Annotated in this window: 13 protein-coding genes; 2 read left to right on the top strand and 11 right to left on the bottom strand. The window is 69.0% G+C overall.

Features of this window, described 5'->3' with window-relative positions; genetic code table 11:
• Positions 1-17: 17 nt before the first annotated feature.
• From OVA30_RS10570 to OVA30_RS10580, 3 genes are all read right to left on the bottom strand, one after another.
• A complete protein-coding gene (locus OVA30_RS10570) occupies positions 18-578 on the bottom strand; it encodes a GbsR/MarR family transcriptional regulator (RefSeq protein WP_268175413.1) in 561 nt (186 codons plus the stop codon).
• An 87-nt stretch (positions 579-665) separates the two neighbouring features.
• On the bottom strand, positions 666-1,706 hold the full coding sequence (locus tag OVA30_RS10575; protein ID WP_268175414.1) for an aldose epimerase family protein: 1,041 nt from the start codon (positions 1,704-1,706) through the stop codon (positions 666-668).
• Positions 1,707-1,802: 96 nt separating this feature from the next.
• Positions 1,803-3,596, bottom strand: coding sequence for an ABC transporter ATP-binding protein (locus OVA30_RS10580; RefSeq protein ID WP_268175415.1), 1,794 nt, complete (start codon positions 3,594-3,596; stop codon positions 1,803-1,805).
• A gap of 272 nt (positions 3,597-3,868) precedes the next feature.
• Here OVA30_RS10580 and OVA30_RS10585 point away from each other — a divergent pair, with 272 nt between their 5' ends.
• Complete coding sequence (locus OVA30_RS10585) at positions 3,869-4,798, top strand: metal ABC transporter substrate-binding protein (RefSeq protein ID WP_060770285.1); 930 nt, start codon at positions 3,869-3,871, stop codon at positions 4,796-4,798.
• A gap of 121 nt (positions 4,799-4,919) precedes the next feature.
• Here OVA30_RS10585 and moaD read toward each other — a convergent pair whose 3' ends face one another.
• From moaD to OVA30_RS10605, 4 genes are all read right to left on the bottom strand, one after another.
• A complete protein-coding gene (gene moaD, locus OVA30_RS10590) occupies positions 4,920-5,171 on the bottom strand; it encodes a molybdopterin converting factor subunit 1 (protein WP_268175416.1) in 252 nt (83 codons plus the stop codon).
• Between the two features lie 54 nt (positions 5,172-5,225).
• Complete coding sequence (pgsA, locus tag OVA30_RS10595; protein WP_015951316.1) at positions 5,226-5,825, bottom strand: CDP-diacylglycerol--glycerol-3-phosphate 3-phosphatidyltransferase; 600 nt, start codon at positions 5,823-5,825, stop codon at positions 5,226-5,228.
• 85 nt (positions 5,826-5,910) lie between these two features.
• Entirely contained in the window at positions 5,911-7,959 is a 2,049-nt protein-coding gene (uvrC, locus tag OVA30_RS10600) for an excinuclease ABC subunit UvrC (RefSeq protein ID WP_268175417.1), read from the bottom strand.
• Between the two features lie 95 nt (positions 7,960-8,054).
• Positions 8,055-8,780: a protein phosphatase CheZ gene (locus OVA30_RS10605; protein WP_003600613.1), complete on the bottom strand. Its 726-nt coding sequence runs from the start codon at positions 8,778-8,780 to the stop codon at positions 8,055-8,057.
• Between the two features lie 229 nt (positions 8,781-9,009).
• Here OVA30_RS10605 and OVA30_RS10610 point away from each other — a divergent pair, with 229 nt between their 5' ends.
• Positions 9,010-9,732, top strand: a complete 723-nt coding sequence (locus OVA30_RS10610) for a L,D-transpeptidase (RefSeq protein ID WP_268175418.1) — start codon at positions 9,010-9,012, stop codon at positions 9,730-9,732.
• A 79-nt stretch (positions 9,733-9,811) separates the two neighbouring features.
• Here OVA30_RS10610 and OVA30_RS10615 read toward each other — a convergent pair whose 3' ends face one another.
• The 4 genes from OVA30_RS10615 to OVA30_RS10630 all read right to left on the bottom strand — a co-directional run bounded on the left by OVA30_RS10615 (position 9,812) and on the right by OVA30_RS10630 (position 14,031).
• The gene (locus tag OVA30_RS10615; RefSeq protein ID WP_268175419.1) at positions 9,812-10,540 is read right to left on the bottom strand and encodes a DUF2076 domain-containing protein; all 729 of its coding nucleotides are present in this window, start codon (positions 10,538-10,540) and stop codon (positions 9,812-9,814) included.
• Positions 10,541-10,868: 328 nt separating this feature from the next.
• Positions 10,869-11,741 carry an outer membrane protein gene (locus OVA30_RS10620; protein WP_003605905.1) on the bottom strand — a complete coding sequence of 291 codons (873 nt, stop codon included), beginning with the start codon at positions 11,739-11,741 and terminating at the stop codon, positions 10,869-10,871.
• A 396-nt stretch (positions 11,742-12,137) separates the two neighbouring features.
• Positions 12,138-12,905 carry a peptidoglycan editing factor PgeF gene (gene pgeF / locus OVA30_RS10625; RefSeq protein WP_182567929.1) on the bottom strand — a complete coding sequence of 256 codons (768 nt, stop codon included), beginning with the start codon at positions 12,903-12,905 and terminating at the stop codon, positions 12,138-12,140.
• 40 nt (positions 12,906-12,945) lie between these two features.
• A complete protein-coding gene (locus OVA30_RS10630) occupies positions 12,946-14,031 on the bottom strand; it encodes a class I SAM-dependent methyltransferase (RefSeq protein WP_268175420.1) in 1,086 nt (361 codons plus the stop codon).
• Positions 14,032-14,033: the final 2 nt, after the last annotated feature.

Consider the following 14,033-nt stretch of genomic DNA (forward strand, 5'->3'; position numbering starts at 1 on the left):
GCCCGGCCGGCAGGGGATCAGGCCTCGGACTTCACGGGCAGGTAGCGGACGATGCGTCCGCCGAGCCGGATCAGCTTGGCCAGGGTGTTGTGGGGCACGTGCAGCATCTGCGCGTACCAGCCGTCGAGCGTCTGAGTGAAGTCGAGCATCGCCTTGAGCCGCCGCCCGGCCACGGCCCCGACCCGCGGATCGCCTTCCGCCTCGGCTACGCATTCCCGCAGGGCCTTGAGCGCCGGGTCGATCTCCCGCTCCTTGCGGCCGGCGGCGATGCGGGTGACCATCTCCCACAGGTCCGTCTCGGCGACGAAGAAATCCCGCCGCTCGCCCAGCACCGGCACCCGCCGGATCAGGCTCCAGCCCGCCAGTTCCTTCAGCGAGTTCGAGACGTTCGAGCGGGCGATGCCGAGCGTACCCGCGATGTCCTCCGCCGCGAGCGGCTTGTCGGAGAGGTAGAGCAGGGCGTGGATCTGAGCGACGGAGCGGTTCACGCCCCATTGCCCGCCGAGATCCCCCCAGTGGAGGATGAACCGCTCCACCGCAGGCGCGAGGGTTTGCGGCTGATCTGAAGCCTCTGTCATGACAGAAATTTCAGACCAAACGAGAGGGATGTCAAGCGCCCCGGTTCAGGCTCGTCTCGGTCCTCGCTTTGTGACGGGCTCGTCCGCTCAGCCGACCGAGAACCGGTAGGTGCTGATCGAGGTGAAGACCTCTCCCGGCCTCAGGACCGCGCTCGGAAAGTTCGGGTGGTTCGGCGCATCGGGAAACCCTTGCGTCTCGAAGCAGACGCCGTCGCCCGAGCGGTAGGTGCGACCGGACGGGCCGACCAGCGAGCCGTCGAGATTGTTGCCGCTATAGAGCTGCAGCGCCGGTTGGGTCGTCGCGACGTCGAGGCGCCGCCCGCTGGCCGGACAGAAGCAGGAGGCTGCCCGGCGCAGCGTGCCGGCGGGTTCGCGCAGAGCGAAGGTATGGTCGTAGCCGCCCGCGATCACGATCTGCTCGTCACCCTGCCGAATGCGCGCACCGAGCGGCGTCGGCTCGCGGAAATCGAGGGGCGTGCCGGCAACCGGCGCGATGATTCCGGTTGGGATCTGCGTTGCGTCCGTCGGGGTGTAGGCGTCGGCGTCGATCTGCACGACATGGTCCATCACGTCGCCCGTGCCCTCGCCGGCGAGGTTGAAATAGCTGTGATTGGTCAGGTTCAGCACCGTCGGCCGGTCGGTCTCGGCGCGGTAATCGATGCGCAACGTTCCGGGCTCGGGCAGGCTGTAGACGACCTCGACGTCGAGATTGCCCGGAAAGCCCTCCTCGCCGTCGGGGCTGCGCCGCCTCAGCACGACCCGTGTTTCGTCCGCCTCCATCATCTGCCAGAGGCGCTTGGCGAAACCCTCGGGGCCGCCATGCATGGAATTGGGCGGCTCGTTGATCGGCAGTTCGAAGGGGGTGCCGTCGAGGGTGAAGCGCCCCTTGGCGATGCGGTTGGCGTAACGCCCGGCAATCGCCCCGAAATGTGGGCTCACCGTCTCGTAGCCCTCCACCGTATCGAGGGCGAGGACGACGTTGGCGCGGCGTCCCTCGCGGTCCGGCACCTCGATGCTGGTGACGATCGCGCCGTAATCGATCACCTGAACCCGCAGATCATCGCGCATGAGGGTGTGCCGCGTGACGCGCTCACCCGCCCGCGTCGTTCCGAATGGCTCTGACCGCATCTCTGGCTCCCGTCGTGACCGGGAACTACGCGCGAGAGGCCGCGCGGGTGGCATGAGGCCGATCGATTCGCGCCGGCCGATTTCATGCTGGCACTTTCAGACCGGGGCCGCCTGGGCTTTCGATACGCCCGAGTCGTCCGACAATTGCAGCCGGTGCAGGCGGGCATAGGTCCCGCTCGCGGCCACCAGCTCGTCGTGGCGCCCGAGTTCGATCACCCGGCCTGCGTCCAGCACCGCGATGCGGTTCGCCTCGCGCACGGTCGAGAGGCGGTGGGCGATCACCAGTGTCGTGCGCCCGCGCATCAGCCGCTCCAGCGCCTCCTGCACGAGATGCTCGGATTCGGAATCGAGGGCGGAGGTCGCCTCGTCGAGGAGCAGGATCGGCGCATTCTTGAGGAAGGCGCGGGCCAGCGAGATGCGTTGGCGCTCACCGCCCGAGAGCCGGCCGCCGCCCGGCCCGACCCGGAATGCGTAGCCCTCGCCCAGACGCGTGATGAAGCCATGGGCCGCCGCGGCCCGCGCCGCTGCCTCGATCTCGTCCTGCGTCGCGCCGGGTCGGCCGAAGCCGATATTGGCCGCGACGGTGTCGTCGAACAGAACCACTTCCTGTGACACCACCGCGATCGCCGCGCGCAGGGAGGCGATGGTCACGTCGCGCACATCGGTGCCGTCGATGAGAACCCGGCCCGCCGTCACGTCCTGAAGCCGGGGGACGAGGTTGAGCAGCGAGGATTTGCCGGAGCCGGAGCGCCCGACGAGCGCCGTGGTCGAGCCCGCCGGCACCACGAGGTCGATGCCCTCGAGGGCGGGCGCGTCGGCCCGGTAGCGGAAATGCACGTTCTCGAAGCGGATCTCGCCCCGTGACACCGTGAGCGGACGGGCCGATGTGGATTCGCGGATCGTCGGCTGCTCGTCCATCAGGGCGAAGTAGCGCGTCAGCGCCGCCGCCGCCTCCTGCAGGATGGCGTTGAGGGTGCCGAGCGCCCGGGCCGGCTGCGCTGCAAGCAGGAGCGCGGCGACGTAGCCGGTGAAATCGCCGACGGTGCGGTCGCCCGACATCACCCGCTGGCCCACCAGCACCAGCACGCCCGCCACCGCGAGACCGCCGCCGATCTCCATCAGCGGGTCGAGCCGTCCGCGCGCGTTGGCCGCCTTCATCTTGAGGCGGCGCACCTCGTCCAACGCCTGCGCCGCGCGGTCCTTGAGATAGCCTTCGAGGGCGTAGGTCTTGGCGACGCGGGCGCCCTGCAGGCTCTCGGTGATGAGGCTCGCCGTGGCGCCCATCTGCTCCTGGGTCGTGGTCGAGACCTGGCGCAGCCGCTTGCCGATCCGGTTGACCGGGCCGGCGACAAGAGGCGCCGTGACTGCGGCGGCGAGCGTCAGCAGCGGGTCCATCCAGACCAGTGCGATCACCAGGGCGGCCAGCATCGCCACATCGCGCAGCAGCACGGTTGAGATGCGGGTCAGCGCCTCCTTGATGAAGGCGAAGTCGGTGGTGAAGCGCTGGGTGAAGGCCGCCGGGCTCTCGCGACCGAGCTGGGCGAGGTCGGCATCGATCAGGTGGGCGTAGAGCGCGGCCTGCATGTCGGCCTCGACGCGGGTGACGACCCGGTTGGTCAGCACCGTCTGGCCGAACAGTGCGAAGCCGCGCGCGGAGGTGACCGCGATGACGATGAGCGGGCCATAGGCGAGGGCGCTCACGTCCTTGCGGTCGAACGCGTCGAAGGCGGCCTTGATGAGGGCGGGGTAGAGCCCCGTCGCCACACCGACGACGGTGATGAGCACGAGCACCACCGCGAGCGTGGCGCGGTGCGGGGCGAGCCACTCCCGCCAGAGCCGCCCGAGCAGGGGAAGGGTGTCGCCTCTCAGGAGCGGCCGGCGCGCCATCATGTACCGTGTCTGTGCTGACCCCGGCGGAACGCCGGGGCCCGCGGTGTTTGCAGCCGTAAGGGCCGTGGATCAAGCGCAGGCGGTAGCCCGCCGCGAAACCGGCCGCCGCGCCATACTCGCCCTGGTGCCGGTGGCAGTGCGCACCCGGTCTGCTCCAGGGAAGCTTCTCCGGATTGGCAACCCTGCCCGTTCTCCGCTGAACAATCGCAACCCAGCCCTTGGCGATGTGATAATGTTACATTATCACCGCGACCGAGCGGAGGAGTTGCGGTATGGGTTTGGGCGTGGGGCGCGGCGTCGCGATCGTTGTTCTGGTGTGGCTCGGCCTCGCGCCGTCGATGGCCGCGGCGGACGGCGCGCGGCTGAAGGCGGTGGCGACCTTCTCGATCCTGGCCGACCTGGTGGCGCAGGTCGGCGGCGAGCAGGTCGCCGTGACGAGCCTCGTCGGGCCGGATGCCGACGCTCACGGCTACTCCCCCACGCCGGGCGACGCCCGCAAGCTGGCCGAGGCGAATCTCGTCGTCGTCAACGGCCTCGGCTTCGAGGGCTGGATGGAGCGGCTGATCAAGGCTTCAGGCACCAAGGCGCCGGTCACCGTCGCCTCCAAGGGGGTGAAGACGGTCGCGGGCAGCCACGACCACGATCACGCCGAAGATCACGGACACGATCACGGCGACCACCCCGATCCGCATGCCTGGCAGAACGTGGCGAACGCCAAGCTCTACGTCGCCAACATCCGCGACGGCCTCAGCGCCGCCGACCCGGATCACGCCTCGCTCTATGCCGCGAACGCCGCCGCCTACACGCAGAAGCTCGACGCGCTGGACGCGGAGATCCGCGCAGCTTTGGGTGCAATCCCGGAGGAGCGGCGGCGCATCATCACCACGCACGATTCCTTCGGCTATTTCAGCGCCGCCTACGGCATGCGCTTCCTGGCGCCGCAGGGCATCTCCACGGATAGCGAGGCCGGCCCGAAGGATGTCGCCCGCATCATCCGCCAGATCCGCCGGGACAAGGTGCCGGCGGTGTTCGTGGAGAGCATCGCCGACCCGCGACTGATGCAGCAGATCGCCCGCGAGAGCGGCGCCAAGGTCGGCGGGCGGATCTACTCCGACGCGCTGAGCGCGCCGGGGGGACCGGCCCCCGGCTATCTGGAGATGATGCGCGCCAATCTCAGCGCGTTCCGGGACGCGCTGAGCTGACGGGGGATCGCGTCCGTCCGGGGATCAGGCTGGCGCCAGAATGGGCGGGCGGGCCGCTCGCTCCTCTTGCCCGGCGTCCCAGAGATTGGTCGAACCGTCCTTTTAATGCCGCGGCCCTGTCTCAGCCGCCGGTCATCGGCGGGAAGAAGGCAATCTCCTGCGCTCCGGCGATGGTGCTGCCGGGCTTGGCATGGACCCGGTCGATGGCTGCACGCACCACGCCCTCGTTCTCGAAGGCGTAGGCGTATTCCTCGCCCCGCGTCTTCAGCCAGCCGATCAGGTCGGCGACGGTGGCGACGTCCTCGGGCGGGTCCACCGTCTCCTCGGGCTTGCCGACGCGCTCGCGCACCCAGGCGAAGTAGACGAGCTTCATCGCATTCATCCCCGGCGGCGCCTCGCAGTGCCGCGCCAAAGAATCCCAAATCAATCAGCGCGGATCGTCGATCACGTGCCGGATCCCGGCCCTCATGTAGTCCCAGCCGGTGTAGAGCGTGAGGGCCGCGGCGAGCCAGAGCAGGACGATGCCGGCGGTGAGGCTGCCGGGAAGGACGGCCTCGCCGGCCGGGCCGGCGACGAGGAAGCCGAGGGCGATGAGCTGGACCGTCGTCTTCCACTTGGCGATGCGGCTGACCGGCAGGCCGACCTTCAGCTCCGCCAGGTACTCGCGCAGGCCGGAGACCAGCACCTCGCGGCACAGAATGACGATCGCCGCCCAAAGCGACATGCCGGCGATGGTGCGGTCGGCCGCCAGCATCAGGAGGAGGGCGGCAACGAGGAGCTTGTCGGCGATCGGATCGAGCATCCGCCCGAGCGCCGAACTCTGCGCCCAGGCGCGGGCGACGTAGCCGTCGAGATAGTCGGTGATCGCGGCGGCCACGAACACGCCGAAGGCGGTCCAGCGCGCGGCGAACTCGTCCGGCCAGAACAGCAGGACGACGACGACCGGCACCGCGACGAGGCGGCCGTAGGTGAGGCAGTTCGCGAGCGTCCAGGCCTGCGACCGGCGTCGGGGGAGGACGGCGTTCATCGCCGGGGTGAAATCACGGGCGGCGGGGGGCGTCAACCGCGGCGTCGCTGCATCGGGTGCGGGCTCTCTCGGCACGGGGCTCGGCTCAAGCATTGGCATGGAAGAAGTCGTAGACCGCCCGCGCGGTGGCGGCGTTCACGCCCGGCGCCTTGGCGAGATCCTCCAAGGCGGCGCGTTCGATGGCTTTCACCGTGCCGAAATGGTGCAGCAGCGCGCGCTTGCGAGTGGGGCCGATCCCGGCAATCTCGTCGAGCGGGTTTTTCGTCATCTCGCGCTTGCGCCGGGCCCGGTGGGTGCCGATGGCGAAACGGTGGGCCTCGTCGCGCAGGCGCTGCACGAAATAGAGCACGGGATCGCGCGGCGGCAGCTTGAACGGGCTGCGGCCGGGCACGAAGAACGTCTCGCGGCCCGCGTCGCGGTCGCGGCCCTTGGCGATGCCGACCAACGGCACGCCGGTCACGCCGATCTCGGCGAGCGAGGCGCGGGCGGCCTCCAGCTGTCCGGCGCCGCCGTCGATCAGAACGAGGTCGGGCCAGGCGGGGAAGGCATCGGGATCGTCTTGCACCTCGGCCACCGCCGGCACGGCCTGCTCCGGGGCCTGCAGTTCGCCGGCCTCGCCCTCCCGCGGGGTGCGCGGCGCCTCCTTGGCCAGCCGCTTGAAGCGGCGGGTCAGCACCTCGCGCATCATCCCGAAATCGTCGCCGGGGCTCAGCTCCTCCGACTTGATGTTGAAGGTGCGGTAATGCGTCTTCATGAAGCCGGTCGGTCCGGCGACGATCATACCGCCGACCGCGGCCGTGCCGGAAATGTGCGAGTTGTCGTAGACCTCGACTCGGCGCGGCGGTTTGTCGAGGCCGAAGGCTTGGCCCAAAGCCGTCAGCAACTTGCCCTGTGACGCGGTGTCGGCGAGCCGGCGTCCGAGCGCCTCCTTGGCGTTGCGTTGCGCGTAATCGACGAGGTTCTTGCGCTCGCCCCGCTGCGGCTGGTGGACCTCGACACGGTGCTCAACCCGGCTCGACAGGGCGGCGGCCACGAGTTCGGCATCCTCGATCGTGTGGCTGACGAGGACGAGTTTCGGAGAGGGCTTGTCGTCGTAGAACTGCGAGATGAACGAGGCCAACACCTCGTCCGCGCTCATCGAGCGGTCGGCCTTCGGGAAGTAGGCGCGGTTGCCCCAGTTCTGGAAGTTGCGGAAGAAGAACACCTCGATGCAGAACTGGCCCGCCTGCTCGTCGATGGCGAACACGTCGGCCTCCTCGACCCCTTGGGTGTTCACCCCCTGCACGCCCTGGATCGCCGAGAGCGCGGCGATGCGGTCGCGGAAGCGCGCGGCACGCTCGAATTCGAGCGCCTCGGAGGCGCGCTGCATCTCCTCGCGCATCCGGTCCTTCACCGCGTTCGACTTGCCCGAGAGGAAGGCGCGGGCGCTGTCGGCGAGCGCGCTATAGTCCTCGAGGGCAATTTCGCCGGTGCAGGGACCGGAGCAGCGCTTGATTTGGTAGAGCAGGCAGGGCCGGGTGCGGTTCTCGTAATAGCTGTCCGAGCAAGTCCGCATTAGGAAGGCGCGCTGGAGCGCGTTCACCGTGCGGTTGACCGCCCAGACATTGGCGAAGGGGCCGTAGTAATTACCCTTGCGGCGGCGCGCGCCGCGATGCTTGACGATCTGCGGCGCCGGCCCGTCGCTGGTCAGCAGGATGTAGGGGAACGACTTGTCGTCGCGCATCAGCACGTTGAAGCGCGGCTTCAACTGCTTGATGAGGTTGGCCTCCAGCAGCAGCGCTTCCGTCTCGGTCGCCGTCGTGACGAACTCCATCGCCGCCGTCTGGGCGATCATGCGGGCGATGCGGTTCGAATGCGCCTGACCGCGGGCGTAGGAGCCGACGCGGGCCTTCAGGTTCTTGGCCTTGCCGACGTAGAGCACGTCGCCCTTGGCGTCGAACATCCGGTACACGCCCGGCGAGTTCGGCAGGGTCGACCAGAACCGGCGGATGATCTCGGTGCCCGCCTGGACGGCACCGGGCTCGAAATCGAAGTCGATCTCGGGCGCCTCGTCGAGGGAGGCAGCCTCGGTCTCGTCCTCGTCGAACCCGTCGGGCGGGACGTCGTCGAAGGCGGATCGGGTCGCGCGGCTCATGGCCCCGATGTAAGCCGCGGCGATTCCGGTTGAAAGGGCCGCGGCGGCCTGAGCCAGGACAATCGCTTCGCGCGATCGCCCTGCGACGGGGAGCGTCAGTCGAACAGGGCGTCGATGTCCGACTGATCGACGTGGCCGGGATCGTCCTGAAGCTTCGGTCCGTTGAGGAGCGAGCTCTCGTCGTTCTCATCGACAGCGGCCGTCTCGACCGCGAGCAGGTCGCGGAAGCCTTCGAGCCCGCTCCAGGCCTCGATGACGCGGTCGAGATGCTCCTCGACGAACTTCAGCACGTTGACGATCTTGCTGATGCGCTGACCGGTGAGATCCTGGAAGTTGCAGGCCTCATAGGCCGAGATGACGTTGTCGAGGATGCCGTCGACATTCTCCTGCGCCGCCTTGGTCAGACGTAGGCCGCGCATCATGTTGGCGTTGGTCTCGATCCGCTCGATGCTGCCGAGGATCGTCGAAGTGGCCTGCTCGGTCGATTCAACCACCGCATCGAGTTCGCCGGCGACGCGGCGCATGCCCTTGCCCGTGGTCTCGGAGCGGTGGAGGCTCGCGATCTCGCCCTTGGTGCGGGTGATCGCTTCCTTCATCACTTCGAGTTCGTGGCGCATGGCGAACGCCTCGCCGAGTTCGCGGCGGCAGGCCTCGATGGTTTCGCCGGCACTGGCCTGCGTGATGCGACGCAGGTCGTTGATCGCCGTCAGGATTTCGTCGAGCCGCGGATTCGGAGCTGACTCCGCCGGAGCCGCAGAGATACCGGCCGCCGGAACGGGCAAGCCCAGGCTTTCCTCGATGCGGTAGCGCTTGGTGATCATCGGTCGGACAGGCCTTCGAGGTAAAAACTTGCCTGACACAATCCCGTGCAGTCGTTTCGATTTGCTGAAAGTTTTCAGGGGAACGGCGGCATTTACGGCTCGTTGACGACGACTTGGACTTAGCGGGGGCGCAAGCCCCGGAGCGGATGATTCACCACGTCCGTTCATCGCCCGCAGGCACAACCCGGAAAAGACTTGCCGCATCACTTGGGCAGGGCGGGAGTCGGGGATGCGGGCGAAGTGGGGCGTGGCGCTGGCGGCGCTGGCGCTGATGGGTTCGAGCGCGATGGCGCAGGCGGAGCCGGGCCGCTACGGCGGCGGCTTCATCGAGTTCCTGATGACGGGGGACGGGCGCGGCCCGGCCCGGCGCCCCGCTGTCGACGGCTACGGCGCTCTCGGCGAGCCCCGCCCGGTGGCGGTCGTGCAGCCGCGCGCCCGGTTCGCGGCGCTGCCGACCGGGCCGGCGACCGGGCAGGGACCTGAGGAAGGTATGATCGCGCGAGCGGTCGATCCGCGCTTTGCCCGGCAGGTCGTCGCCTATGACGGGCCGGGGCGGGCCGGACAGATCGTGATCGATACGAACGCGAAGTATCTCTACCTGATCCAGCCGGCCGGACAGGCGATCCGCTACGGCATCGGCGTCGGGCGACCGGGCTTCGTCTGGACCGGGGCGAAGACGATCTCGGCCAAGCGGGAATGGCCGGATTGGACGCCGCCGGCCGAGATGCTGCGGCGCCGCCCCGACCTTCCGCGGCATATGGTGGGCGGCCCGGAAAACCCGCTCGGTGCGCGCGCGATGTATCTCGGCACCTCGCTCTACCGCATCCACGGCACCAACGAGCCGCACACGATCGGGCAGAACGTGTCCTCGGGCTGCATCCGCATGATGAACGAGGACGTGATCGACCTCTACGAGCGCACGCCGGTCGGCACCCGCGTCGAGGTCATCTGACGTCAACTTACAAAAGCAGAAGCCCGGCGCCGTGGGAACGGCGCCGGGCTTTGCAAACATTCAGGACGTGCGGGCGAGATCAGGCCCAGTCGTCGTCGCCGCCATCACCGAGGTCGCCGCCGAAATCATCGCCGCCACCGCCGCCGAACGAGGCGTCCTGGAAGCCGCCATCGCTGCCGCCGAGCGCCGACCCGAGATCCTGATCGCCGCCGCCACCAAACATGCCGCCACCCGTCTCACCGCCGGTCAAGCCCGCCGCCGAGGCGCTGCCGAGCTGGGAGTGGCCGCCGGCGAATGCGTTAGAGAGCGCGCTGCCGAGCAGCATGCCGCCCGCTGCGCCCGCCGCCATCGGAAGGGCGGTCGCCAGGAAGCCGCCGCCGCGTGCGGGCTGCTGAGGCTGGCCGCCCCAGGGTCCGCCCTGCGGAGCGCCACCATAGCCCTGCTGCGGGCCGCCCTGCGGACCACCATACCCGCCTTGCTGGCCGTAGCCGCCCTGCTGGCCCCAAGCCTGTCCGCCGGGACGCTGCGGCTCGGAACGCTGTCCGCCGCCGAAGATGCTCGACAGGAACCCACCGCCGCCGGCCGGCTGAGACTGAGCCTGCTCGCGGGCCTGTTCAAGCTGCTGGTTGAGGCTCTTGATCGCCTCTTCCTGCACGTAGATGAGCTGCGCCATGGCGTAGGGCGCGTAAGGCTGGTTGCGAAGCTTCTCGGCGATGAAGCGCTCCGCATCGGCGTCGCGGGCCTGTCCGGACGCCTGTTCGAGCCGCTGGAAGATGCCGTTGATGATGTCGCGTTCTTCGCTGTTCATGGAGCCGTCTCCCTGAGGCGCCGACGGCATCGTGACCGCGCGGCGGCTAGAGCCGTATCCGACCTGATCGCATCAGGCCGTCGTCTCTAGGTCTTCGTTTCGACGCGCACTCGATCGACGAACCGGTGACCACTTCGTCCGAATGCGCTCTAGGAGATGGGGACCAGCCGAGCTTTTGTCAGGGGTCTCGCGTCGATTACCCGCGCGCGAACGGCCGACCGGCATTCGCGACGGTGCGCCGAACGGCCATAAAAAAAGCCCGGCGCGAAGCCGGGCTTTTTCAAAGGAGGTCCGGCGGTCCGGTGAGGGACCGCCGGAGATCCAGATACTAGTACGAGCCGAACTTGTAGTTCAGGCCGGCGCGGACGACGGCGAACTCGGTGTCGCGGACCTGCTGGCCACCGCTGACGAGCACGGTGCCCGGGCTGCCGATGGAGACCGTACGGCCCTGGTTGTCCGTCGCGAAGGCGCCACGGCCACCGGTGCCGCGGTCGAGGTTCACGTACAGACCTTCGACCTTCAGCGTCACGGCCGACGACTTGAAGAAGTTCAGGAACGAGTCGGTCGGGAGAGCGTACTCGATACCACCACCGGCGGCCCAGCCGGTCTGGAAGTCGTTGCTCGACACGCCGGTGCCGAACTCACGACCGCCGCCGGAGCCGTAGGCGAAGCCGCCGGTGCCGTACACGAGGGTGCGGTCGAAGGCGTAGCCGAGGCGACCGCGGACGGTGCCGAAGAAGTCGAGGCCGGACAGACCACCCGGGTTGAACACCTGCTGGGCGGCCAGCGGGCTGGTCGAGAGGAAGCGGTTCCGGTCACGGCCGAAATCGGCGTACTGGGCGTCGGCCTCGACACCGATCACGACACCGGAGCCCGGGGTGAACTGGTAGTTGTAGCCGATCTGACCGCCGCCGACGAAGCCTTCGTTGGACTCACGGTTGCTGAACGCGACCACGGCGGTGGTGCCCGGGGGCACGAGCAGGGAGGCCGGGCCGACGCCGATCACGGTCGGGACGCGGTCATCCTGGGTGCCGAAGCCGTAACCGGCGTTGAAACCGGCGTAGAAGCCCGTCCAGGTGAACACCGGCACCGGCTGGAACACCGGCGGCGGAGCCGCGCGGCGCGGGAGGTCGGCGGCGAGCGCCGAACCGGCGAAGGCGATGCCGGCGATGGCCGTGCCGGCGCGAAGGAAGGATTTCATTACTCTGGTCCTCTCTGACTGTACCGATGCTTCCGAAGAAGCGAGGCGGCACGGTGCCCCGTATCTATGCCAGCATCTCGGAAGATGCTGTTGCGGCTTGACCACGCCGACCGTCTCGAAGGCGGCCCCTTTGTGGCGGTGGTCTTCGTCCGCCGTCGTTCCATTCGGGAAACGCTGCCGAACGGCCAAGGTTCACATACGGCCGAGCTTTTTTTGGCTACGCTTCCGTACAGATTGTCGCAGGGATGCAACCACGGCGTTCCGCGACGGGAAGAGGCTTACGATGGATGCAGTGCGGGATGCGAGTGCTTCCGCGCACAAAAGCCCGAACGTAGACACCTGCACAACCAGCGTTGCACGGATGCAACGACTTTTGTGAGATCCCGAGGAAAACCCTCATGGCGTCAAGGCGATCGCCGAGATGAGGCGCCCGTAATCTGGTTCGTTACGGTGCGTGGTGCGACGAAAACTGTAGAACCGCTCGGGATCGGCATAGGTGCACAAGCCGAGCGCGGTCGCCTCGCCGATACCGGCCTGGGCCAACCGCTCGAGTATGAAGCCCGGTAGATCGAACTGCGCGTGGCCCGGCCGCCCTTCCTCGAAGAACGTCTCGCAATCGGGCACCTCGGCCCGGAAGCGCTCCATGAAGTCCAGGCCGACCTCGTAGGAGGCTTGGGCGATCGTCGGCCCGAGGACGGCGACGATGCTGCGGCGTTCGGCGCCGAGCGCTTCCATGGCTGCGACCGTCGCCTCGACGACACCGCCGAGCGCGCCCTTCCAGCCGGCATGGGCCGCGCCGACGACGCGATTCTCCGGATCGGCGAACAGGATCGGACCGCAATCGGCCGTGGCGATGCCGAGCGCGAGGCCGGGCACCCGCGTGACCATGGCGTCCGCCTTCGGACGCTCGGCCAGAGGGAAGGGCGCCTCAACGGTCACGACCTCGGCGGAATGCACTTGGTAGAGGCTGACGAGGTTCTCGCGCGGGAGCCCGAGCTGCGCGCACATCCGCGCCCGGTTCTCGGCGACCCGTGCCGGATCGTCGTTCGAGCCGATCCCCCCGTTCAGCGAGGCGTAGAGCCCTTCCGAGACGCCGCCCTGCCGGGTGAAGAAGGCGTGCCGGATGTAAGAGTGCGAGCTGAGCTCGGGCGCTTCGATGAACATGGTCTCGCAGGCTCTTTCAGGAGGGCTCAGGCAGGAGAGCTCAGGACGGGGGCGGGAGCGCCGGAAGCGGTCCAAGCGCGGGGTGGCTGGCGCAGAGCACCTTGAACAGGGCGCCCATGCCGCGCGGGTCCGGATCGGTCAGGCGGAGGACGGCGGCGTCGATCGCCTGCGCCTGATCCGGCGTCGCGCGCGCCTTCAGCCGCTCGGCGCGCATCGCGAGGCCGAGCCCCAGCAGGAAGTCGCGCTGCGTCACGGGGCCGTGCAGGGCGGCGCCTTCCGCGGCGGCCGCGCGGGCCAGCGCGCCGAAATCGACGTGCAGCGTCAGGTCGGCCTCGCCGGGCCGGGCGAGCGGGTCGGCGAAGCGGTGGCCGGCCACCGCCTGGAACGTGTCGCCGAAGCCGGGCCGGTCGTGCCCGTAATCGATCGCGAGGAGGGCGCCGCCCCGCGCGACGAAACGGCGGGCGAGATCGCGCATCACGGCGAGCCCCTGGCTTGGCAGGGTCAGCACCGCGCCCGCCGGCGCTTCCGCGGTGAGGCGCGGATCGGGCTCCGGGTCGAGGCCGAAGGCCAGGGCGTCGCCGTCCGGCGTGAGGCCGACGCGGCGCTCGCACCATCCAAGCTCCGTCCGAACGAACTGACGGGCGGGAAGAGCGTCGAAGAACTCGTTGGCGATGACGAGGAGCGGCGCGTCCGGCAGGCTCGCCACCGAGTCGTGGAAGGTCGGCGCGGCGTCGGCGAGCCGTTCCGCCTGGAGCCGGCGCAACACCGGGCTGGTCTCGACGAGGTGCAGTTCGAAGTCGCTGCCGGCCGCGCGCAGGGCCCGCAACGCATCGGCCATCAGCGTGCCGCGACCGGGTCCGAGCTCGACGAGGCAGGGACGCACGCCCGTCGTCGGCATCATCGCCAGCACCGCGGCGGCCCAGGCGCCGACGAGTTCGCCGAACATCTGGCTGATCTCCGGCGCGGTGACGAAATCGCCGCCCCGGCCGAAGGGATCGCGCGTGGCGTAGTAGCCGTGAAGCGGATGCCCGAGGCAGAGCGCCATATAACGGTCGAGGCCGAGCGGCCCACTCGCGCGGATCTCCCGCGCCAGGATCGCCAGCAACGGCGTCGCCTCGGGGCTCACGC

It is taken from the genome of Methylorubrum sp. SL192, assembly GCF_026672325.1.
Classification (GTDB): Bacteria; Pseudomonadota; Alphaproteobacteria; order Rhizobiales; family Beijerinckiaceae; genus Methylobacterium; species Methylobacterium extorquens.